Origin of the sequence: Thermoplasma sp. (assembly GCF_008709555.1) — an archaeon.
In the GTDB taxonomy this organism is placed as follows: domain Archaea; phylum Thermoplasmatota; class Thermoplasmata; order Thermoplasmatales; family Thermoplasmataceae; genus Thermoplasma.
The window spans coordinates 18964-40899 of the sequence record NZ_VYIJ01000008.1 but is presented as its reverse complement, the minus strand read 5'-3'; the positions used below and the strand labels follow the sequence as shown (position 1 = coordinate 40899).

Sequence of the window (21936 nt, the reverse complement as noted above, 5' to 3'; positions counted from 1 at the left end):
TGAAAAGATTTGACATGGGATTCTGATAGCTCTGATAAAATTGAAATAAATCAAACCAGGGACAAATATTTAGACATCAATATTTTAAGAGAAAACTATATTTTTCACGATGCAATACCCGGGATCGCAAATATGTCAAAATTCTCAAAGTCTGCTGTAATTTCAATACTGCTCATACTTGCCGTTACGTTCACCATGAGGATGACCACAAACATGCTCATGACGTCGATACCGGTACTGGCAAAGTTCACCCTGCTGGCATCTACGTTTCTTACCGCGCTTCCTGTTGTGATGTATGCCGTTACTGGCCTCTTGGCGAACCTGTTCCTCAATGGCAGGATAAGGGCCTCGAGGATATCGATTTCGATAGCGGCATCCCTGTTTGTGATGGCAATTTCGCTGCCTCTGTTCTATCTCGCCAGGAATATATGGGAGGTTGCGGCCATAGCTGCAGTCGATGGTCTATCGATGGGGCTCGTCCCACCGCTCCTGCTCACACTCATATCCCTTGCATATGAGGATATAAGAGACAATGTCCTCGGTTTCTATACGTCCGCGCTATCCATAAGCCTGATAGCGGGTACTTTCATGCAGGGCTTCCTTCTTTCATCCATATCCGTATCTGTGAGGGATTTGTTCATTTATTTCTTCCCTGTGCCCCTGGTTTCCGCACTGCTGATGATGGTACTGGCAGCAAGGCTGAAGATAGACGACGGAAACCAGAGGAGGAGCATATCCACCTCGACAATAATCAGGACAATACCGAAGCTCTTCAGGAACAGCGGTTTCAACTTTGGATTCTTCGGCAACCTGACCTATTCCTTCCCGTTTGTGATAATCATGACGTACGGAAGCCTCATCGCTAAATATTACTCCGGCCTTTCACCGGCACTTTTCTTCTATGCGCTGACCTCCTTCTTCTTTGTTTCGATGATAACACGGCTGGCTATGTCATTCAGGCCTCCTGAAAACAGGTACAGGCTGATGTTCGTCTCACTGGCTTTCACAATCGCGGGATTCATAGCCCTGACGCTGAGCAGGAATCCATTAGAATTCGTCTTTTCCATGGTACTCCTGGGATTCCCGCATGGTTCCATATATCCCATCGCCACCATGAGCGTCTCGTCCTCGGTTCAGAAATCGGAGGTATCCATAGCATTTGCGACTTTCAATATAATATTCAACATACTGAACCTCGCGCTTCCGGCCGCGTTTGGATACATAGCACAGATAGCCACAATCCGAATCGCGATGCTGGTGATGATCGCACCGATGGCCTACATATCCTATGAATCAATCAGAAATGGAATAGCAATAAGACGTCAAAGATCCGTGACGATACCCAACTGATTGGCCGGCAAAATATCACATCATTATGTGGTTGTATACCGTCATAGATATGTAGAGCAAATATGATGGAATCATGGTTCCCTATCATCGGAGGAGATGGTTCCCCGACATTCTTTTATAGCATTTGAATATCAATATTCATGAAGACCTCGGATGTATCTGGATTTTACAAGCTGTCGGTGGACGAACGAATACAGTTTGTGAAGGAGTTCTCCGATCTGACCGACGATGAAATATCGATACTAAAGAAGAACGGTTCGCTGCCCATAGAGAAGGCGGACAAGATAATAGAGAACGTCATAACGACGATAGAGATGCCCATGGGCATAGCTGTGAATTTCAGGATAAATGATAGGGATTATCTCATACCGATGGCCATCGAAGAGCCATCTGTGGTGGCTGCAGCATCTAACGCAGCAAAGGTGGCCAGGAAGAGGGGTGGATTCAGGGCCTTTGCCACGGATCCGATAATGATCGGGGAGATACAGGTTCTTGATGTTCCGGCTCCATACAGTGCTAAGATTGCTTTACTTGAATCAAAGCAGAGGATCATAGAGATGGCCAATACCAGGAGCAAAACGCTGTCCTCCATGAATGCTGGCGCGAAGGATATCGAGGTTCAGATATTCGAGTATCCGTACAGGATGATGATCGTGCATCTGATAGTGGACGTGCGGGACGCCATGGGGGCAAACGTGATAAACAGCATGTGCGAGTACATAGCACCGGAGATAGCAAGGATAACGGGAGGCCGTGTCAACCTCAGGATACTGAGCAACCTGACAAAGAACAGGATAGCATATGCATCGGCCGTATTTCCGAAGGAGGTTATAGGCGAGGAGGCTGTGGATAGCATAATGGATGCCTATCATATGGCTGCAGTGGATATCTACCGAGCAGCAACTAATAACAAGGGCATAATGAATGGGGTAGATGCGGTTCTGATCGCCACGATGAATGACTGGAGATCCGCGGAGGCAAACGCTCATTCCTATGTAGCAATGTATGGCTATGGCCCGCTGGCCAGATATGAAAAGGATAAGAATGGAGATCTCGTTGGAAGCATAGAGATACCAATAGCAGTTGGAACCGTAGGGGGTACAACAAGAAGCATAGACAAGGCAAGGATAGCAATGAAGATCCTCGGTGTAAGGGATGCAAGGGAATTTTCCGGCGTGCTTGCTGCTGTTGGGCTGGCTCAGAACTTCGCAGCTCTGCGAGCATTGGCCACCGAAGGGATCCAGAGGGGGCACATGGAGCTTCACTCAAGGAACATAGCCATATCCATTGGCGCCGTGGGTGATGAGATCGATCAGGTGGTTTCAAGGATGATAGAGGAGAAGAACATATCCATGACCAATGCCCAGAGGATACTCGATGAGATACGAAAGAAAAGGTGAAATGCATATCGTTCGATGAGGCCGCTCAGGCGATACCTATAAATTCAGATGTAAACTATGGACAGATATGTCCGTATTGATATTTTTTGGCGTTCTTACGCTAATTCTTCTAATCGTCATCATCTTGCTCTATCTAGAGGCCAGGTCGCTTCAGAGGAAACTTGCAGCCAAGGATGCTGAAATACAGACGACCCTGCAGAATGCAACGCGTACCATAAATGATGCCATGGCCATGCGCGATGAGGCGCAGAAGATGAAGGAGGAGCTGGATAAGCGCATAGAGGAGGCGAGGAAAGAATCAGTTCAGAAAAGCAGGGAAGTCGTCGTAGGAAAGATTTCGGAGCAGCTTGCCCCCTTCTTTCCAAACTTCAAGTATAATCCCAAGGACGTGAGGTTCATAGGCACACCCATAGATCTCATCGTTTTCAACGGGCTGGATTCAGGCCGCATAGACTCCATAGTTTTTATCGAGGTTAAAACCGGCAATGCGAGGATGACGGATCGTGAAAAGAGCGTGATGGATGCCATAAACGCATCAAAGGTTTCATTCGAGATTCTGCGGATAGATTCGGCGATAGACCAGGTTGAGTGATGATATATTTGTCTTCAGTTATAATGCGGCCGAAGATCTTGACTGATATGATATCACTGGCCGATCTTTCTCCACCAATATGGGTACTGATTTAGTATCTCTAGATTGGGATAAACCGCAGCGATCTTATCTCTGAGCACGGCATGCTCTATCACAGCCTCTATGTATTCTCCTGCCTTTATGCTGTAGTCATTTACAAGTTCCTTTGGGATTTCTAGCCCTAGGTGATCATAGCCTCTCCTGTCCTTAAAGGTCACGGTCCTGCAAATGGCCTTCTCGTTGATGCTATGTGTTGGTAGTTTCAGCTGAGGATCGAATACCTTCACCAGATGGATGAGCAGGTACTCATCTCCACTTCCCTGCAGATTTGCATAGCTCGCAGTTTCTACGGGTATCCTGACAACCATTCTGCCGTTATCATCCCTGATCATTTCCACAAAGCGTTCTGGCATTGATAATAAAATTTGTACATATATAAAAAGTTAACTGTTATTATTTGACATAAATATTCAGATTGGATGAATAGACGAGGGCATAAATTCTGGTATTTTCATGAACATTTATGCGGCCTTATTCACCATTGTGCACGACATGCGGTGTCAATTATGCCATGGCCACTGGACTCTTAATGCTTCCAGATCGGATGAATACTATAATCATGTATGGAAACAGTATACGATATGTCCTTTCGTTTTGCGATGTTAACGTTAAAAAATACGGGATAGTTTTAGAATCCTTAAGTATCCATAAGAGATCAAATTTCAATAATAGATATTGTTAATGTATAGGGAAATAGGTATTATCCTCGATGGCCAAACCGCTTTTCTTTGGACAAGCTGGGCTTCTTGTTATATTCAATGTTCATGCCTCAAAGTGGTCCTTCGCCCGGCACCATAAGCAGTATGACGAAATAGCTGGACGTACCGCCTGCTGAAATGAACAGTATTGTGTCTGCGTAGGGCGTGTCAGGCTCCATGGAGCTTATCAGAGACGTATTCACATACAAGGTTACGCTGTAAATCTGTGGAGCCTGTGTGGCATTTGTTATCTCCAAGTAGTTTCCGGTTGTGTTGAAGTAGGTTATGTTTTGCCACAGATAGGCGTTCTTATTCAGCGGAGCTATATCGTATACGTAGACGGGATCGGTTGTTGAGTTTAAGGTGAAGTTCAGCTCTATGCTCTTCGTGCCAGGAGTTAAGAAGTAGACTGGATACGTTGTATTGTTAGCCTTAATCTGCAAAGGTGGAGTCAGATCCGGCTTTACGGTCATGCTTCCAGATATGCTTACCGAGGTTGATGATGATGAATGGCCTGTGACTTCGTATGCCAGGCCCACAAATATTATTAGGGCGACAACGCTTATGGCTATGCTTGCACTTTTTGAAAGCATAAGCCTGAATTTAATATACATATAAAATGTTTTCCAATAATTAATTAGCAAATAATTAATTGATTAAGTATTTATAATGGCTCTCAATTCACCCTCATGGTTCAGTACAAGTGGGTTGCACTTTCCAACACAACCATTGGGGTCCTAATGGCTTCAATAAATGGTACAATAATGATGATATCCCTCCCAGCAATATTCAGGGGTATACATCTGAACCCATTCCTGCCATCATCGTTCCAGTACCTGCTCTGGATACTGATGGGCTATATGGTTGTCACCGCTGTGCTGCTGGTGACCGTCGGCAGGCTCTCGGATATTTACGGGAGGGTTCGTCTTTTCAACTTTGGTTTCGCCATATTCACGGTCGGATCAATACTGCTCTTTCTAACGCCCGGCCATGGTACATCGGCCGCCTTCTACCTGATAGTGTTCAGGATGATACAGGCCATCGGTGCTTCATTTTTATTTGCGAATTCCGCAGCAATAATAACGGATGCCTTCCCGTCCAATGAGAGGGGAAAGGCCATGGGTATAAACCAGATCGCCGGTCTCGCTGGATCGCTGATAGGCCTGATACTGGGTGGAATCCTCGCCACGATTAACTGGCGCTACGTTTTCCTGGTGAGCGTTCCGGTCGGTGCCCTTGGCACCATATGGTCATACCTGAAGCTAAAGGATCAGTCTGTGAGGAGGAAAGATGAGAAGATCGATGTGCCGGGAAATGTGACGTTCGCTGCGGGCCTAACATTGATACTCATAGGTATAACGTATGGTCTTATGCCATACGGGTCTTCAAGCATGGGCTGGACTAACCCATGGGTACTCGCTTCTATGATCTCCGGTGCTGCGATGCTTGTTGCCTTTCCATTCATAGAGCTGCACGTGGATCAGCCAATGTTCAACATGCATCTCTTCAGGTACAGGGGTTTCACCTTCGGCAACTTCGCCGGATTCTTCCAGTCGATGGGGATGGGAGGTGTCATGTTCATGGTCATCATACTGCTGCAGGGAATATGGCTGCCACTCCATGGCTATTCCTACGCCTCCGTTCCGTTCTGGGCAGGTATATACACGATACCGATGATGGCTGGATTCGTGCTATTCGGTCCGATAAGTGGTGCCCTGTCAGATAAGATTGGAGCTAGATTCCTGACCACACTCGGTATGAGTGTCAGCGCGGTTGCGTTCATACTGCTGACCCTCTTCCCGTACAATTTCAGCTATCCGCCCTTTGCCGCAACCCTCTTCATGATGGGATCAGGCATGGGTCTCTTCGGAGCGCCAAACATAACAGCAGTGATGAACTCACTGCCGCCTCACTACCGTGGCACAGGGTCGGGGATGAGGGCTACGTTGCAGAACACCGGCCAGACAGCTAGCATGGGTATTTTCTTCTCCATAGTCCTGATAACGCTTACTTCCTATCTTGCCTCTTCCTTCAACACGGCTCTTGCGGCCGCAGGTGCCTCTGTCCTGATACCTGTCTTCGATAAAATACCCGCAACATCAGCCCTCTTCTCAGCATTCCTTGGCTACAACCCGATGGCAACGATACTTGGACTTCTGCCGTCGTCGTTTTCATCGCTGATAAGTCCATCATCGCTCGCGATACTTGAGGGTACGCACTGGTTTCCGCTGGCCCTAGCACCTGCGTTCATGAAGGCGCTCCACGCATCCTTCTATGCCGGAGCCGGCATACTTGTGATCGCTGCGCTGCTATCCGCATTCAGGGGAAAGAGGTTCGTGTATGGCGAGGGCGTGGAATTGGGGGAAAAGATGCAGCAGGCAGCAGAGGCGAAGGTCTCCTCGCAGCTTGAGGTAATGAGGGATGGTAAGAAATGATCGGCGAAGACTGCGATATGCTCATGGAGATCTGGCGCCACTTCGCCAGGGTCTACGTACTTGGAAAAAAGAGGATGGAGGACAGCCTCCAAGTCACACAGCTCAAGCCCATAGAGGTACGGATACTATACCATCTATCTGAGGAGAATTCCAGCGTCAATAGGCTTGCGGAGATGAACTTCGTCACTCCAGCCTGGATCACTGGAGTCCTAGATGACCTTGAGAACAGGGGCTATATCATGAGGGCAAGGAATGCTGTTGATAGACGTGTGGTCAACGTGGAGATAACTGAAAGGGGACGCGAGGTTCTGGCTGAAAGCCACCGCATCTACATCAATTTTCTAAGGGAATCTCTGAGCAACTTCACCGACGATGAGATAGAGGAATTCACCAAGCTGCTGAAGAAGATGGAAGAGACCCTCAACAGGAGTACTCCGGAGGAAACCGGTCAGCTATAGGTAATCGTATTTGCTATCTTCCTTATCTATTTCTTCATCTTCCTTTACCTTTTGAACTTCCACAGTTGGATCTTCACCATTTTTCAAGGATGAGACGAAGCCTCCCGTGAGAGAGAACGCTATGAGTATGGCCACTGATGACGGGATCATTACGAAGAAGGTGTATATTATACCGGCATAGGAATAGAGGTATGTTGCGAAGTTGGAAACTGAAACAACTCCGGAAGTAGACAATGGGAGTATCCCGTAGCTGACGTATCGATCCACAACTGATAGAACTCCAGTCCTGAATGGATACAGCATAACCGTTGCTATTATGAACAGCCCGGAAACGGCGAGTGACGCTATGAAGCTGTTCTTCATGTTTCCAGATTTCCTTCCTCCTAGGTATCCCGCAATGGCTGGCCCGGCAACTGGGAGCCACCATAGTATGACAGAAAAGAGGAGCATGTATGCAAATCCAGCGTACAGGGAATACAGATTTTTATCGTGCAGGACATCCTCTTTTACACCACTCATTGAATATGCCATTGTCTGACAAAAACAAAGAAAGTATTTTAGTTTATCTATCGCCACAGATCATGATCCAAATTTCTCAGATCTTCCAGCAAGCTGCATTAATATGTCCATGACATTATAGCTAGTGATACGCAGTGATCCTTTTGCCGATGAAAATTCGTCAAAAAGGTGGACACCATCGTTCAGGACACCATCGGTGAAAAAGACCACGGGCACAGGATCGCCCGAATGATCCCTGAAGGAGCATGGCGTGCTGTGATCACCGGTTATGCATACCACGGATCTGTCGCCGATTGATTTAAGGGGCTCCATCGCCATGTCTATGTCCTCTATAACATCCCTTTTGAGAAGGTAGTTTCCATCATGCCCGGCTACGTCTGTAGCCTTTATATTTACAAGGACAAAGTCATGGTTTTCCGCCAAGGCAGACGCCTTCTCAATCTTGCCGCTATAATTTGATCCGATGGTACCAGTTGCGCCAGGTACATCGAAGACATCCATCTTCAATAGCCTGCACAGACCCTTAAGCCAGGGGCTTCCAACAACGCAGGCCCCCTTCATATGGTTCTTTTCCCAGAATGATGGTATGTCAGGCACCTTTCCAGCACTCCTGACCAGAAGTTCGTTTCCGGGTAGTCTGCCATTCTTCATTCGTTCCCTGTTCACTTCATGATCTGATAGGATGCGTCTAGCCTCATCCAGATAGGCGTTCATGACATCTGCAGTCCTGTTTCCTGACGGATCGGTTGGCCTTATCCTCTCCGGGGGAAGCCCCTCCCTGTGTGGATCGGAATCGCCAATCCTATCTGATAGGTCAGGTCCAGAGACAACAAGGGCAGCACGGTGTTCAACACCACTTCGAACCCTGAACCTGTATTCTCCCATGTCTATGCTGATGGATCTGGCAAGGTCTTCGTTGCCTCTGTTCTCTCTTCCGGCCCGCCTATCTATTATGACACCATCCCTGCTCGTGGCAAAGTTGGCCCTGAAAGCGAGATCCCCTGACTGTATGTCCATCCCAAGTCCCAGCGCTTCGAAGGGCCCTCTTCCAGGATAATAGACCTTAGGATCGTACCCGAGTAGGGACATGTGGGATGTGTCTGATCCACACCTTATACCGGCGGATATTGGATGCATTATCCCATTTATTCCATGCGACGCGATCCAGTTCAGGTTGGGTCTGTATGCCGCCTGCAGCGGGGTTCTTCCCTGAAGATCCTTTCCCGGCCTGTCACCAACGCCATCAAGCACTATGAGTATGATGCTCTTCATCAAACAAATGATTTGCGTTCTCGATATAAAGGGTGATGGTTGGATACAGTCATCAGGATATATATAAGCCTAATACTATAAAAAATAATAAAAATATATACATATGGCAGTCTCGCCCTCAAAATGTTTATAAAGGTGTATGGGTGCTGGATCTATTCAGATCAGGCCCCTGCCAGTATAGGCTTCCTGCGCGGCCGTGTACGAATACGGCTTGAACCTATCCAGGATGGGCAGATCGTCGTATGACACCTGATCCATGACGTTCAGGTACTTCAGGATGCCCTGAACCGCTATATCTCCATCCCTGACCGCGCTTATGAGGTCTCTGTTAGGGTTGGTGGAATCACCACCAGAGAATACCCCTTCTATTGAGGTCATGCCGTTCTGATCCAGTATTGGTTCGCCGTGAGAGTTGAGCCTCAGTTTCTTCACGTAATCTCCCAGGAATGAATAATCAGTTTCCTGTCCGGTGGCTTCTATAACCATGTCCACCTTTATTGTGTAGACCTTATCTTTTATGGGAACTGGTTTAGCCCTGCCTTTGCCCTCCTTGACCATCTCGTTCATCCAGTACTTCATGGCAACGACCCTTCCATTCTCCTTCACGTATTCGAATGGCGTGACTTCCCAGACGTATTCAACCTTCTCCTCCTCGGCTTCCTCCATCTCCTCATCCGCGTTCATGCTGGGATAGCCTGGTCGATCAACGTCTCTCCTCCTGTACATTATGTATACATGCTTTGCTCCAAGCCGCAGCGAGGTTCTGGCCGAATCGTTTGCCGTGAAGCCGCCTCCTATGACCGCGACAGTATCCCCAACATCTATCTTTTCCCCAAAGCTGACGCGCTCGAGGAATTCAGTTGCATGCATCACGTTGGGTGCATCGCTACCGGGTGTACCCGTCATTCTTGGCTTGTGATTCCCGACGCCAAGGAAAACGGCATCGTATTCCTTCATGATCTGATCGAAGGATATATCTCTCCCAACCTTTGTGTTTAACTTAACGTCCACGCCGCGAGATACAACATAGCCTATCTCCTTGTCTAGGACGCTCTGCGGCAGCCGGTATCTTGGTATGCCTGTCTTCATGAAGCCGCCCAGTGCAGGTCTCTCCTCGAACAGGGTAACCTTCACGCCCTGGAGGCTCAGGTAGTATGCGACGGTCAGGCCAGCTGGCCCACCACCTATAACTGCAACCTTCTTGCCAATGAACTTCCTCTTCTGTGGCCTGAGGATCTGGCCGTAATCATCGAATTTGTCGGCGGCGTACCTCTTCAGGTGCCTTATGGCTATAGGCCCACCGCCATCGTACATAACGCAGACATCCTCGCACATGTGGGTGCAGACCCTCCCTATTATCGCGGGAAACGGAAGAGTTTCCATTATGATCCTCACGGTCTGAGCCGGATCACCTGCCGCTGTGCTTCTTATGTAGCCCGATATATCAAGGCTTGCAGGGCATGCTGCTGAGCACATATTGCATCCTAGGCACCTGCTGGCCTCTGCCATCGCTTCTTCATCCGTATAGTTGTCCAGGGGTTCTACATCGAAGGTCTTAGACCTCTCCGCGGGGTCCGCCTTTTTAATCCGGACTCTTTCAAAACTCAGCATGGGATCACACCTTTGCTATCTTAACTTGACTAATAAAACATTCTTTAGTGCCGGCGAACAATTTGATGGGCATGTATGACACGATGATTTTTTCCATCACGTCCACCTCATATGTGCGGAACCACCAGCATGGCAAAGAACAGGTTGAAGAGCACTATGATGCTCAATGCTATGTATAACCTGTTCTTCGTGAGATAGAACGAGATCAGAGCAATGATAACGCTGGTTATGGGGGTGAACACTAGGACCCACAGGCCGGTGGCTATGAAGAATATGCCGTCAAGATCGACCAGGCCCTCTGGTATGAGCCCGAGATAGATGTATTTAGAATTGACCTTCAGCTGCGGGTTGTAACTTGCTATCTGCGCCAGCGTGTATCCAGATCCACCGTTCTTTATGAATATGAGGAGAACGCCGAATATGATGAAGAACATGCTTATGGAGACGCCGATCCTCAGCGCATAGCTTATTGCAAGATCACGATCGAAGCGCATCATGCATCACCCTTTTCCTCTATTCTCTTCATCACACGATACATTATTATTATGGCTATTATGGATATCACGGTTGATATTGCGAACTGTGTGTATGGCGAGATCAGTATGACCTTTATTATGTAGAAGCCCTTGAGAACCATCTGTATGCCGAGGAACATCAGTATGGCGAAGAATATCCATCTGATGCTCCTGTTTGTAATGCGAACAAGTATCTTCGCGCCAAGAAATGCACCAATGAGGACACCGATGGCAGTGGCCGCGGCTATGAAGGGCTGTATGTAGCCTGCATACCAGTATATGGAGCTTCCGGTTGCAGCAGTAATGCCTATCATGAAGTTGCTAGATGTCGTAGTGACCTTCATGGGCAGGTTTATTGCCCAGTCCATTCCCAGTACCTTCAGAGCACCGCTGCCTATCCCAAGCAGACCGGATATCATGCCTGCGAAGAACATTATGATCTCGCCCAGCCACCATCTTACCCCAGAGTACTCAACGTTCCTGTGGAGCCGAGCATCGTAATAGGATCCGGAAAGCTGAAATATCCGCGTGGTCCAGTCAGGTTTAAGCATCTTCGGTATCTCGTACTTTCCACGCTGGATTGTTGGCACGAGAGATCCAAGCAGTACGAAACCGAATATAACGTATATGAGCCATGATAGGTGATGGTCGTAGATGAATACGGCGGTCAGCGATCCAACAATTGCACCCGTCGTTGTGGCAACCTCTAGCCCAACACCAAGCCTTATGTTTGCTATCTTTTCCTTTGCATATGCGCTGGCCGATCCAGCGCTGGTAGCTATGGTTGATATCAGGCTCGCACCGGTGGCGTAAACGATTGGTATGCCGTAAAACAATGTCAGGACAGGGACAAGGACGGTACCGCCTCCAAGACCGGTGAGGGAACCGATGAGACCGGCTATGAAGGCACCGACCACTATGGAGAGGAATCTGACGATGATCTCAATGATTGTTAACATACGAAGCGATATCACCTTTTTTTTATAAATTGTTTCTCGTTATCGGCTAACCATTTGAACAGAATCGTTATTATTCAATTATATAATGACAAGAATACGACACAAAATGTTAATTATCATGACAGAATAGAGTGCCATGGATATGGACGAGGCTGTATTGAAGATAACTGATGATCTCAAGAAGCGCTATTCTGACCTGAAGATCTTGGGAGTGGATTCTCTTAAACATGATGATACTTTAAAAGAATATTCAATAATAGTCAAGTACAAGGTCAGAAACGAGGACCGGGCCACCGTATATTATTTCGATGAGGCGGGAAACATACTCAGGCACTTCAATCTATGAGATCCTCCTGCGGCGCGAAATGATAAGATGCTGCTGGTACGGAGCTAGGATAATTTCACCACGTATCTCATTGCGATTTCTCTTGGATAATTCAACATTCAGGAGTGTCTTTTCATTTTTATATGTTATAATAGTTTATAATAATTATTAGAACATATTTTTTATATTGTCATATTTAGTTTAAATATTATGAAAACCTCGTTAATCATCCTTGCGGTTTTGATGATATCACTTATGATACCTGCAAGTGCATTTGCTGCCTCTGGAACAAGTTCGATCTCAGTTACTCCGACGGGCGTAACTGTGCCAGCAGGTTCGTCCGGATCGTTCAATTACAAGGTAAACCTGATATCAGGATCAACCTGGGGAACTCAAATTTCAGTATCTGCTCCGTCAGGTATAACAGTATCATTCAGCGACAGTTCAGGTGATCCTCCGTTCTCAGGCACAGCAACGGTTGTCGTGGCGAGAACCGTTGCTCCCGGTACGTACACCGTGGAAATAAGTGCAACAGGAGATGATCCATCGTCGTCCCCGGCAACACTGACAATCGATGTTACGAATGCGACTGTTTCATCTCCACCTCCGGTGACACCTGCTGTGCACGTTAACTACGTTCCTTTCGTGGTTGGTGGTTTATCCATAGCACTGTTCATAGTATTCCTTGTTCTCTTTGCAATATTCTTCTCTGGATATGCCTTCGTTATCAGGTTCTTATCTTTTGTAATAACAGCAGCCACTTCGATATATCTCATAGTATTTGATCATATACTTTTCACAGCTGCCTATGACCATTGGCTCGGACTGGTTGTCTATCTCATACTTTCCATAGTTATGTTCGTCATCTCATTGTTGGGATCCTCAGGCTTAAGGACATCATCCCTCTACGCACTGGCTGCAGGCAACGTTCTGCTTGGCATATTGATGATATCCGATGCCATTGCTGGGCTGCCTGTCTCATCACTCGCCGGAGTTACAAAGAACGTTGGATGGAATTATCTATTCGGTTTCGGCACCACCTCCATATCCACAGTCTCCATATCGCTTGCCTTCACTATACTGCTGATATTCACAGGGATATATGCAGGTTCATCGTTTGCATCTGCCAGATCCCATTCAGGAAGATAGATGGAACTTGTCCTGTTCCAGGCAAATCGACTGGATATGAAAACCTGTGCGGGATAAAAAGCATCGCCAACGGAAATGATGAAGATTAAAATGGAAGATTCGCTTAGCTACAGGATGGAACTCAGGGAATTCGGAAAGACGGGCGAGAAAGTTTCAAGGATAGGCGTTGGGACGTATTATGACGTTGGCTGGATGTTTCTGGCTAGGTTCGGCAAAAGGTCTGATCCAGAGGGTAAGGTAAGGGCCATCAGGACGGCGGTGGAAAATGGCGTCACACTGATTGATACCGCCGAGGTATACGGCAGCGAGGACTTGGTGGCCAGGGCAATAGAAGGTTTCGACAGGAGCAGTCTGTTCATAGCTACGAAGGTATGGATAACGCATATGTCCTACGATTCCGCGATCAAGGCGTGCAGGAGGAGCCTGAAGAGGCTCAATATGAAATACATCGATCTCTACCAGATCCACTTCCCATCACCGGTTGGCAACATGGAGGGGACCCTCAGGGCGATGGAGAAGCTGGTGGATGATGGTCTTGTGAGGTATATAGGGGTAAGCAACTTTAACCTTCGTCAGCTGAAAGACGCATTGGGCCTTATGAAAAAGTATGATATAGTGAGCAATCAGATTCATTATAGCCTGAAGCACAGGATTCCAGAGAGGGATATTATACCGTTCGCTGAGAAGAATGGAATGGCCATACTTTCATGGTATCCTCTGGAACATGGCGATCTGGTGAGAGATGACGCTTATCCCTCAGATCTCCTTACCGATCTCAGGAAAAGGTACCCAGGAATAAGGGCCTCGCAGATAGCATTGAGCTATCTGATGGAGGCCAACAGCAACGTCTTTCCCATACCGAGAGCTTCAAATCCAGATCACGTAATAGAAAACATTGAAAGTGTGAAATATACACTGTCTGAGGATGAAATAAATAGACTGAAGCAAATATTCAGTACATGATTCTTCAATTTTTTCTGAACAGGCCTGGTCCAACAGGTATTGTTCCAGGTTTCATTGAATTTATAATTATTGCAAAGCTTGTGTACGCGGCGAATAGGGCTGTTAGTATTCCAAGGTATCCCCCTGCATGGGTCAGGACGGTGGAAGAGTATATTGCACCCATCCCCAGCATGAAGAATGCAAGGAAGAGAAAGAGAAAGGTCAAGTTCAGAGAGACAGAAGCCATCATTGCACCGCCCCACATGTAAAGCGTGAATATGCCCCACAGGATCAATGCCCAGCCAACAGCAATTGCCGGTAGCGACGTAATAATGTGGAGGTCTACGAATAGAACCATCAATGCGTAGAACATCCAGAAGGAACCGTAGCTCGTGAAGGCCGTGAATCCGAACGTGTTCCCCCTGCGCATCTCCCATGATCCTGTGATAAGCTGAGCAAGGCCCCCGTAGGCGAATGCAAGAGGCAGTACCACATTCACGCCGGAAGAAGGTATCAGACCAGCATTTATGAAGCTCAGAAGGAAGGTGGTGAACGCGAAACCGGCAAGTCCAAGCGGTGCGGGATCTGCGCCTATGACCTTCCCAAAAACGTTCTCCACCGTCTCACTCACCCCCTGCTTCTTCCTTGAAGGCTTCAATGGCGCTCCTGATCTCGTCAACGGAGGTAGAATCCTCCAGCGTCGTTAGATCTCCAGGTATCTGGTTAAGAGCCACAGCCTTCACGACCCTCCTCATGATCTTTCCGCTCCTGGTCTTTGGAAGCAACTTGACCAGTCTTATCTCATCCGGTACATATATTGGGCCCAGGTCGGCTCTTATCCTCTTTCGTATCTCTGATATTAGTTCATGCCTGTCTGCATTCATGTCCTTTGGCACGACGAACGCAGATATGGCCTCGCCCTTCACTGGATCCGGCTTTCCAAAGACTGCAGCTTCGACCGCAAGTCCGGTTGCAACGATCGCGTCCTCGATCTCGATTGTGCCCAGGCGATGTCCAGAGACGTTCATTACCTCATCCGATCTTCCGAGGAGCCAGTAGTATCCGTCATCATCCTTTACGGCATAATCACCGCAGTAATAGTATCCAGGGAACTTTGAGAAGTACGTTTTCACATAGCGTTCATCGTCGTTGTTAACCGTCATGAGCATGCCAGGCCATGGTCTTCTGAATACTATATAGCCCTTTTCACCTGTCCGCACATCCTTCCCCGCATCATCAAGTATTGCTGGATCCACGCCTGGTAGCGGGAAGGTTGCAGATCCGGGCTTCAGCGGCGGCAGCCCAAGCCCCCTCTGCGGCGCTATCATGAATCCGCCCGTTTCGGTCTGCCAGTAGGTATCTATGATGGGGCATCTGGAGTTACCTATGACCTCGTAGTACCACTTCCATGCCGCTGGATTTATCGGTTCGCCAACGGTACCCAGAACCTTCAGCGTGCTAAGGTCATGCTTCTGCGGGTATTTTTCCCCGAACTTCATCAGCGTCCTTATGGCGGTCGGAGACGTGTAAAGGATGTTAACGCGGTATTTCTCTATGATATCCCATAGCCTGTCTGGTTCTGGGTACGTTATAGATCCCTCGTACATTATGCTCGTAAGTCCGAGTATGAGAGGTGCAAAGACGATATAGCTGTGGCCCGTTATCCATCCAATATCTGCTGCGCACCACCACCTGTCATCCTCGTCTGGATTGAAGGCCCATTTAAGGGTGTTTGCGACCCATACGGAGTATCCTCCCGTGCTGTGCACAGCACCCTTTGGTTTCCCGGTCGTTCCGGAGGTGTAGAGTATGAAGAGCGGATCGTTTGCGTCCATGTGTTCCGGTTCCACGTATGCATAAGAATCCCCGACGATCTCATGGTACCAGATGTCCCGGTCCTCGGCCATGTTCACTTCATTCTTTGCATGCTTTATCACTATGACGTTTCTTACAGTTGAGGTCATCTCAAGAGCTTCATCTGCTATCTTCTTAAGTTCCACGATCTTACCGTTTCTGAAGCCGCCATCCGCCGTTATGAGCAGCACCGCCTTTGAGTCGTTGATCCTCTCCGCGAGCGCACCAGCACCAAAACCGGCAAATACAAATGAGAAAACAGCACCTATCCTAGCGGCTGCGAGCATAGCCACTGGAGCCTCTATTATCATTGGAAGATAGAGCACTATCCTGTCCCCCTTTTTTATGCCAAGGTTCAGAAGTGCCTTTGCAAGATTGTTTATCCTCCTGTATAGCCCATCGTATGTTACGATCTTCTCCTCTCCATTTTCACCAACCCATATGTAGGCTGCCTTGTTTCTCCTGTGCTGTTCGAGATGGCGATCAACTGCGTTGTACGATACATTGAGCTTTCCGCCGACAAACCATCTGTAGAACGGCTTCCTGGAATCATCCAGGATCTTGTTCCATTTCGAATACCATGTCAGTATCTCAGCCTGTTTGGCCCAGAAATTCTCCGAATCCTCAAGCGATCTCCTGTATATTTCGTTGTAGGCATTCATCCCCGGGTTGTAAACCTCACCCATGGGTAATGTTCCCTTTTCACCTTCCATGCGTTATCATGTACAGCATGTATTTATATATTTTGAAATTAAGTTATAATAAGATCTAATATGATGTATGTATAAAAATTTGCATATATTATAGCAATTCAAACTATCAATAAATTTAACGCAGCCAGTTGATCAGCCTTGATCTTCCATTTTTCATACTTAAGAATGTAATCGAAGAAGATCATGCCATTTCATGTGCTTCGGCAATAACGATTTTTAACCCGATCAAGATATGGGTTCGATAAGATGGCGCATACAGGAATAAGATCCTTCCGATCCGAGATTTCAAGGGATGTCTACGATGAGGCATGGCTGACGGTCATGGCTGGAAAGAACCACAGGAGAGTTCACCTGATCCGCAGCGGAAGGAGGATATTGGTGATGGATTTCAACAACGATGTTTTTGATGTATGGGAATATATAAAGGATTCCGTGGGGAAGGTCGGATACGTTTCAGCTGTGCTGAGATCGATGACTGATGAGGTGCATCCAAAGAAGAAGGAACCATTCATGGAGGTCAGGGGCTTTCTCCTTTACAGGAAGGATTCCAAGATTTACTGGGAGATGATATCGGCCCAGGACATGATGGACGCCATGCAGCATGACGCGGTGACTGGAAAGAAGATCAAGGCAGACCCCCTCGATATATACTGCGGGTCGGACGGAGAATGCCTTGACTACATGGGGCATTCCATCGTCTTTCTGAAGAAGGCAAATCCTGTCCCCAGAAACAATGAATGATCGCCAGGAGATGCCCCACCATCAGGGTATTACTCGGTCAGGATGGGAATAGACTGTGAACCTGTTTTCCCTCACAAAGCATACCAGCGTTATGCCGACGGACTCAGCCACCTGAACAGCGAGGCTGGAGGGCGCTGAAACGGAGACGACGATGGGGAAGCCTGCTATGAAAGCCTTCTCAACGATCTCGAAGCCAGCACGGCCCGATACCATGATCACGCGGTTTTCCGTATTCTCATGCTCCATCAGCGTGTATCCGATGATCTTGTCCACCGCGTTGTGCCTTCCTATATCCTCGCATACTTCGCGAATGTCGCCGTCGAGATCGAACAGAGCCGCCGCGTGCACCCCACCAGTTATCAAGAAGAGGTTCTGCAATCTGTTCATCTCTGATGGCAGATCCAGAATGGTTTTAGCATCGATTCTTGCGTCAGTTTCTATCCTTCGATGTCGTATCAGGAGGTCTGCGATCGTTGATCTCCCGCACACTCCGCATGCGGAATTCACAAGTCTGGAGTTGACTCTGAATCCTATACTGTTCCTTATCGCAACGGTGGCATGGTTATGGTGAGATATCCCGTCCTCGCCGATGCCATCGATGCTTTTTATGTCTGAAGCACCAGATATGAAGCCTTCAGAATACAGAAAGCCTGCAACCAGATAGCGATCCATAACGGGAGTGCGCATTATAGCACCGACCCTTTCCACCTTCAGGTCTGGCCCGACCACGTCTATTGCAAGTGGCTCTTCAACAGCCAGGCTGTCAGAAGAGGCTATGAAACCGACGCTTCTGCGGTATGAGACAACTCCGGTTCTTGAGGAACCGAACGCGCCCTCATTTACCTCCATTTTCATCCTTCCCTCCGCCGAGAGATCCTATAATTGAGAACAGTACGCGTATGCCCGCTGCAACCTCCGGGCTCTTCATCATAGCGTTGACCTTGATGAGGCTGAGTCCACCGTGTTCCCTCTGCTGCCTGGAGCCGTTCAGTGCGTCCTCTACGCCATGAGCTATATTGTTCAGTATCTCAGTGTCAAGCGAACTTAGCATGGTGTAGATCAGAAGTACGTTCTGAAGGAGTCTCCTGTTTCTCTCCTCTGAGGCTTCCTTCGCCAGTATGGACATTATGTCATTCTTCCTCTCCGCCATTGCCTTTATCATGTCCAGGAGGCCTGAACTCTTAAGAGCCCTCACAAGATCCAGAAGATCCTCCAATGCCTCCTCTTTTTCATCATCCTGCTGATCCTTACCCGCCATAGCGTATTCTATTTTTCTGGCCATATCAATCCTCCGTCAATTTAACATAGTCGCTGCGCTTCCATTTTTCCTCAACCATAACACCGATCTGTGGATGCGGTTTTCCGTATCTGGGGTTCGTTCTCGGCATCGGACTCGCACCTGATCCATTCTCTATCTTCTCCATCTTCACTGGGAGTTCCTTGTAAGCCGGTGTATGTGCAGCAGGATCCATGAGCCTGCTGGTCAGGTTATTTATCGCTGAATCACCACTGGAGTTCATGGGCATGTAGAGCTCCTTTCCGGAGACCCTGTCTGTGACGAGGACCTTTACCCTTACACTGCCCCACTTTGAGGTAATACGCACCAGATCCCCGTCCTTGAGGTCCCTCTCGGCTGCAAGTGCAGGCGATATCTCAACAAATGTACCCGGTACCTTCTCCCTCAGTCCTGGCGATTTGTAAGTCTCGTTTCCCTCATGGAAGTGCTCAAGTATCCTGCCGTTGTTCAGGTGCAGATCGAATTCCTCGTCAACGCTCACAGGTGGGCTATACTTAAGGGGATAGAACCTGGCCTTTCCGTCGGGGAAATTGAAGGTATCTGTGTAGAGCAGCGGCGTATCACCGCCATCCTCTGAGACTGGCCACTGCAGGCTCCTGAACCCATCCAGTCTATCATAGGATACACCGGCAAATATGGGTGCAAGCTTGGATACTTCCCGCATTATCTCTGATGGGTCTTTATAGTTCCATCCGGCACCCAGCCTGTTTGCAACATCCTGGATTATCTGCCAGTCAGGCCTGGAATTGCCCAGCGGCTTCATCGCGCGGTATATCCTCTGTATCCTGCGCTCCGTGTTCACGAACGTGCCGTCCTTCTCTATGCTTGCAGCTGCTGGAAGGACAACATCAGCGTATTTCGCCGTCTCGGATAAAAACATATCTTCAACCACAAGAAAATCAAGCTTCTCTAGCTGTTTCCTTATGTATTCTGAATCCGAACCTGTTTCCACAAGCTCTTCGCCTATGACGTACATCGCTCTGATCTTCTCGCTGTCGATTGCTTCAAGGCAAGTGTTGTTATCGAAGCCGGGTTTGTCTGGAATTTTGCAGTTCCAGTGTTCCTCGAATTTCTTCCTTGCCCTATCGTCGCTGACGTGTTGGTATCCGGGCAGGTACGCGGACATGGCGCCGAAGTCGCTTGCTCCCTGCACGTTGTTGTGTCCGCGCAATGGATATCCACCTGTACCAGGCCTGCCATAGTTGCCCGTCAGGAGGAGCAGGTTGGAGAGGGCCGTGGAGGTATCACTGCCTGCCTGATGCTGCGTTACTCCCATGGCCCATATCACCGCCATGCTTTTTGCCTCATGTATCATGGTTGCGATCTTCTCTATGTCCTTGGCACTCACTCCTGAAACCTTCTCTGCGAAATCCAGCGTGAACGGTTCAAGGCTCTTCACGTAATCGTCGTAGAAGTTGACCCGTTTTTCTATGAATTCTTTCGCCTGCCACCCCTTATCTATTATGTATCTTGCCACGGCGTTGATCCATACCAGATCCGTACCCGGCCTTGGATGTATGAATACATCCGCCCTCCTCGCCATCTCGTGCATGCGGAGATCGGCAACAATTATCTTCTGGCCGTTGAGTTTGTGTGCCCTCTTAATCCTTGCTGCTATGACTGGATGCGATTCTGCGGTGTTTGTACCAACGGCGAGGATGAGATCGGAACTGTACAGATCCATTATGGAACCCGCATCCCCGCCGTATCCGACTGTTCTCCACAGACCGGTTGTAGCAGGCGCCTGGCAGAATCTTGAGCTGTTGTCCACGTTATTTGTACCGAAGACCTGCCTGGCAAGCTTCTGGACCAGGTATGCCTCCTCGTTCGTGCCCTTGGAAGATGCGATGAACTCTATGGCATCTGATCCATACTTTTCCTTTATCTCCTTCAGTCTTGATGCTACCATATCCAGAGCCTCATCCCATGAAGCCTTCCTGAATCCGTTTCCCTCCCTTATGAGCGGATCCGTCAACCTGTCAGGGCTGTTTACGAAATCCCATCCGAACTTCCCCTTGACGCATGTTGATATGCCATTTGCCGGCGACTCTGGCTTTGGCTGAACCTTCAGAATTTTTCGGCCGACCGTCCACAACTCGAAGGAACAGCCGACACCGCAGTACGTGCAGACAGTTTTCGTCTTCCTTATCCTTGATTCTCTCATCCTTGATTCTATGTTGCTTATGGCCATCACCGGCTGCATAGTTATGGTCGGTTCAAACGATTTCACAAGATCGATCATCATATCTTTCGTTTCCGGATCAAGTCCGGTAAAGTATCCGGCATTACCGATCATGGTCTTCTCCATAAGTGCATTCACCGGACATACGGTTACGCAGTGCCCGCATGAAACGCAGGAGGATTCGTTTATCTTTGATCTATCATCCCAGACAACCCTTGGCCTCTCCAGGGACCAGTCTATATGCAGTGTTTCGTTCACCTGTACATCCTGGCAGGCTTCCACACAGCGGCCACAGAGGATACACTGCGATGGATCGTATATGTAGAAAGGGTTTGAATCGTCCACATCATATGGCTTCCTACTGAATGGATACTTCTGCCTGTCTATCCTTAGATCAAGAACGGCGTTGTGAAGCTCACAGTCGCCGTTGTTGTTGTCGCACACAGTGCAGTACAAGTTATGATTCGCAAGTATGCGTTGCACGGCCTCCTTTCTTAGATCCTTGATGCGATCCTCTGAATATACTATCTTCATGTTTTCCCTGACGGGGGTGGCGCATGATCGCACGACCTTTCCATCCGCTTCCACGAGGCATGTATCGCACGTCTGTATAGGCCCAAGGCTCGGGTGGTAGCAGATGTGGCTTATGTCGATGTTATTTCTTATCATGAGCTGCAGGATAGTCTCTCCATCATGGGCATCATATGTCTTTCCTTCGATCGAGATTGGAAAAGATTCCTTAGACATGGTATTAATCCATAGCTATCATCTGTATATAACTATTTTTAAAATCAATGAGATAAAAATTAAAAATTATATTATTTT

21 protein-coding genes are annotated in these 21936 nt (G+C 48.1%); 9 read left to right on the top strand and 12 right to left on the bottom strand.

Going from position 1 to position 21936, the window contains the following annotated elements:
• The first annotated feature begins 132 nt into the window (after positions 1-132).
• From F6Q11_RS04395 to F6Q11_RS04385, 3 genes are all read left to right on the top strand, one after another.
• Positions 133-1350, top strand: a complete 1218-nt coding sequence (locus F6Q11_RS04395) for an MFS transporter (RefSeq protein ID WP_297026585.1) — start codon at positions 133-135, stop codon at positions 1348-1350.
• A 140-nt stretch (positions 1351-1490) separates the two neighbouring features.
• The gene (locus F6Q11_RS04390) at positions 1491-2750 is read left to right on the top strand and encodes a hydroxymethylglutaryl-CoA reductase, degradative (RefSeq protein ID WP_297026583.1); all 1260 of its coding nucleotides are present in this window, start codon (positions 1491-1493) and stop codon (positions 2748-2750) included.
• Positions 2751-2817: 67 nt separating this feature from the next.
• Entirely contained in the window at positions 2818-3342 is a 525-nt protein-coding gene (locus F6Q11_RS04385) for a Holliday junction resolvase-like protein (protein ID WP_297026581.1), read from the top strand.
• A gap of 53 nt (positions 3343-3395) precedes the next feature.
• On the opposite strand, the gene F6Q11_RS04380 is transcribed toward F6Q11_RS04385, so the two are convergent.
• Together F6Q11_RS04380 and F6Q11_RS04375 are read right to left on the bottom strand one after the other, a co-directional pair.
• Positions 3396-3794 (bottom strand): hypothetical protein, encoded by a 399-nt coding sequence (locus F6Q11_RS04380; protein ID WP_297026580.1) that lies wholly within the window; start codon positions 3792-3794, stop codon positions 3396-3398.
• A gap of 416 nt (positions 3795-4210) precedes the next feature.
• Positions 4211-4732 (bottom strand): hypothetical protein, encoded by a 522-nt coding sequence (locus F6Q11_RS04375; protein ID WP_297026578.1) that lies wholly within the window; start codon positions 4730-4732, stop codon positions 4211-4213.
• 96 nt (positions 4733-4828) lie between these two features.
• Here F6Q11_RS04375 and F6Q11_RS04370 point away from each other — a divergent pair, with 96 nt between their 5' ends.
• Positions 4829-6574, top strand: coding sequence for an MFS transporter (locus F6Q11_RS04370; protein WP_297026576.1), 1746 nt, complete (start codon positions 4829-4831; stop codon positions 6572-6574).
• Positions 6571-7032 (top strand): MarR family winged helix-turn-helix transcriptional regulator, encoded by a 462-nt coding sequence (locus tag F6Q11_RS04365; RefSeq protein ID WP_297026574.1) that lies wholly within the window; start codon positions 6571-6573, stop codon positions 7030-7032. The genes F6Q11_RS04370 and F6Q11_RS04365 overlap by 4 nt, the downstream gene beginning before the upstream one ends.
• Here the strand turns inward: F6Q11_RS04365 and F6Q11_RS04360 are convergent.
• The 5 genes from F6Q11_RS04360 to F6Q11_RS04340 all read right to left on the bottom strand — a co-directional run bounded on the left by F6Q11_RS04360 (position 7027) and on the right by F6Q11_RS04340 (position 11908).
• A complete protein-coding gene (locus tag F6Q11_RS04360) occupies positions 7027-7563 on the bottom strand; it encodes a hypothetical protein (protein WP_297026572.1) in 537 nt (178 codons plus the stop codon). The genes F6Q11_RS04365 and F6Q11_RS04360 overlap by 6 nt on opposite strands.
• 48 nt (positions 7564-7611) lie before the next feature.
• Positions 7612-8823, bottom strand: a complete 1212-nt coding sequence (locus tag F6Q11_RS04355) for a 2,3-bisphosphoglycerate-independent phosphoglycerate mutase (protein WP_297026570.1) — start codon at positions 8821-8823, stop codon at positions 7612-7614.
• Between the two features lie 156 nt (positions 8824-8979).
• Positions 8980-10434 (bottom strand): NAD(P)-dependent oxidoreductase, encoded by a 1455-nt coding sequence (locus F6Q11_RS04350; protein ID WP_297026568.1) that lies wholly within the window; start codon positions 10432-10434, stop codon positions 8980-8982.
• A 107-nt stretch (positions 10435-10541) separates the two neighbouring features.
• Positions 10542-10931, bottom strand: a complete 390-nt coding sequence (locus F6Q11_RS04345) for a DUF1634 domain-containing protein (protein ID WP_297026566.1) — start codon at positions 10929-10931, stop codon at positions 10542-10544.
• Entirely contained in the window at positions 10928-11908 is a 981-nt protein-coding gene (locus F6Q11_RS04340) for a sulfite exporter TauE/SafE family protein (RefSeq protein WP_297026564.1), read from the bottom strand. The genes F6Q11_RS04345 and F6Q11_RS04340 overlap by 4 nt, the downstream gene beginning before the upstream one ends.
• A gap of 136 nt (positions 11909-12044) precedes the next feature.
• On the opposite strand from F6Q11_RS04340, the gene F6Q11_RS04335 reads away from it, so the two are divergent.
• The 3 genes from F6Q11_RS04335 (at position 12045) to F6Q11_RS04325 (ending at position 14345) form a co-directional block, all read left to right on the top strand.
• Entirely contained in the window at positions 12045-12254 is a 210-nt protein-coding gene (locus tag F6Q11_RS04335; protein WP_297026562.1) for a hypothetical protein, read from the top strand.
• Positions 12255-12443: 189 nt separating this feature from the next.
• On the top strand, positions 12444-13382 hold the full coding sequence (locus tag F6Q11_RS04330) for a hypothetical protein (protein WP_297026560.1): 939 nt from the start codon (positions 12444-12446) through the stop codon (positions 13380-13382).
• Positions 13383-13472: 90 nt separating this feature from the next.
• On the top strand, positions 13473-14345 hold the full coding sequence (locus tag F6Q11_RS04325) for an aldo/keto reductase (RefSeq protein ID WP_297026558.1): 873 nt from the start codon (positions 13473-13475) through the stop codon (positions 14343-14345).
• A 4-nt stretch (positions 14346-14349) separates the two neighbouring features.
• Here F6Q11_RS04325 and F6Q11_RS04320 read toward each other — a convergent pair whose 3' ends face one another.
• Together F6Q11_RS04320 and acs are read right to left on the bottom strand one after the other, a co-directional pair.
• The gene (locus F6Q11_RS04320; protein WP_367119329.1) at positions 14350-14955 is read right to left on the bottom strand and encodes an acetate uptake transporter; all 606 of its coding nucleotides are present in this window, start codon (positions 14953-14955) and stop codon (positions 14350-14352) included.
• A complete protein-coding gene (gene acs, locus F6Q11_RS04315) occupies positions 14948-16891 on the bottom strand; it encodes an acetate--CoA ligase (RefSeq protein WP_297026554.1) in 1944 nt (647 codons plus the stop codon). Before acs ends, F6Q11_RS04320 begins: the two co-directional genes overlap by 8 nt.
• Positions 16892-17137: 246 nt before the next feature.
• Here acs and F6Q11_RS04310 point away from each other — a divergent pair, with 246 nt between their 5' ends.
• The gene (locus tag F6Q11_RS04310) at positions 17138-17632 is read left to right on the top strand and encodes a hypothetical protein (RefSeq protein ID WP_297026553.1); all 495 of its coding nucleotides are present in this window, start codon (positions 17138-17140) and stop codon (positions 17630-17632) included.
• Between the two features lie 21 nt (positions 17633-17653).
• On the opposite strand, the gene fdhD is transcribed toward F6Q11_RS04310, so the two are convergent.
• The 3 genes from fdhD to fdhF are packed head-to-tail and all read right to left on the bottom strand — an operon-like array spanning position 17654 to position 21858.
• Complete coding sequence (fdhD, locus tag F6Q11_RS04305; protein ID WP_297026551.1) at positions 17654-18487, bottom strand: formate dehydrogenase accessory sulfurtransferase FdhD; 834 nt, start codon at positions 18485-18487, stop codon at positions 17654-17656.
• Entirely contained in the window at positions 18468-18914 is a 447-nt protein-coding gene (locus F6Q11_RS04300) for a DUF1641 domain-containing protein (protein ID WP_297026549.1), read from the bottom strand. The genes fdhD and F6Q11_RS04300 overlap by 20 nt, the downstream gene beginning before the upstream one ends.
• Position 18915: 1 nt before the next feature.
• Positions 18916-21858 (bottom strand): formate dehydrogenase subunit alpha, encoded by a 2943-nt coding sequence (fdhF, locus tag F6Q11_RS04295; protein ID WP_297026547.1) that lies wholly within the window; start codon positions 21856-21858, stop codon positions 18916-18918.
• Positions 21859-21936: the final 78 nt, after the last annotated feature.

Bases quoted from the DNA above. Each gene is read 5' to 3' on its own strand.
- F6Q11_RS04385 (WP_297026581.1), top strand. From the start codon at position 2,818: ATGTCCGTATTGATATTTTTTGGCGTTCTTACGCTAATTCTTCTAATC.
- F6Q11_RS04360 (WP_297026572.1), bottom strand. From the start codon at position 7,563: ATGGCATATTCAATGAGTGGTGTAAAAGAGGATGTCCTGCACGATAAA.
- F6Q11_RS04350 (WP_297026568.1), bottom strand. From the start codon at position 10,434: ATGCTGAGTTTTGAAAGAGTCCGGATTAAAAAGGCGGACCCCGCGGAG.
- fdhF (WP_297026547.1), bottom strand. From the start codon at position 21,858: ATGTCTAAGGAATCTTTTCCAATCTCGATCGAAGGAAAGACATATGAT.
- F6Q11_RS04300 (WP_297026549.1), bottom strand. From the start codon at position 18,914: ATGGCCAGAAAAATAGAATACGCTATGGCGGGTAAGGATCAGCAGGAT.
- F6Q11_RS04355 (WP_297026570.1), bottom strand. From the start codon at position 8,823: ATGAAGAGCATCATACTCATAGTGCTTGATGGCGTTGGTGACAGGCCG.
- F6Q11_RS04395 (WP_297026585.1), top strand. From the start codon at position 133: ATGTCAAAATTCTCAAAGTCTGCTGTAATTTCAATACTGCTCATACTT.
- F6Q11_RS04370 (WP_297026576.1), top strand. From the start codon at position 4,829: ATGGTTCAGTACAAGTGGGTTGCACTTTCCAACACAACCATTGGGGTC.
- F6Q11_RS04330 (WP_297026560.1), top strand. From the start codon at position 12,444: ATGAAAACCTCGTTAATCATCCTTGCGGTTTTGATGATATCACTTATG.
- F6Q11_RS04345 (WP_297026566.1), bottom strand. From the start codon at position 10,931: ATGATGCGCTTCGATCGTGATCTTGCAATAAGCTATGCGCTGAGGATC.
- F6Q11_RS04340 (WP_297026564.1), bottom strand. From the start codon at position 11,908: ATGTTAACAATCATTGAGATCATCGTCAGATTCCTCTCCATAGTGGTC.
- F6Q11_RS04310 (WP_297026553.1), top strand. From the start codon at position 17,138: ATGGCGCATACAGGAATAAGATCCTTCCGATCCGAGATTTCAAGGGAT.
- acs (WP_297026554.1), bottom strand. From the start codon at position 16,891: ATGGAAGGTGAAAAGGGAACATTACCCATGGGTGAGGTTTACAACCCG.
- fdhD (WP_297026551.1), bottom strand. From the start codon at position 18,487: ATGAAAATGGAGGTAAATGAGGGCGCGTTCGGTTCCTCAAGAACCGGA.
- F6Q11_RS04390 (WP_297026583.1), top strand. From the start codon at position 1,491: ATGAAGACCTCGGATGTATCTGGATTTTACAAGCTGTCGGTGGACGAA.
- F6Q11_RS04380 (WP_297026580.1), bottom strand. From the start codon at position 3,794: ATGCCAGAACGCTTTGTGGAAATGATCAGGGATGATAACGGCAGAATG.
- F6Q11_RS04365 (WP_297026574.1), top strand. From the start codon at position 6,571: ATGATCGGCGAAGACTGCGATATGCTCATGGAGATCTGGCGCCACTTC.
- F6Q11_RS04325 (WP_297026558.1), top strand. From the start codon at position 13,473: ATGGAAGATTCGCTTAGCTACAGGATGGAACTCAGGGAATTCGGAAAG.
- F6Q11_RS04375 (WP_297026578.1), bottom strand. From the start codon at position 4,732: ATGCTTTCAAAAAGTGCAAGCATAGCCATAAGCGTTGTCGCCCTAATA.
- F6Q11_RS04335 (WP_297026562.1), top strand. From the start codon at position 12,045: ATGGATATGGACGAGGCTGTATTGAAGATAACTGATGATCTCAAGAAG.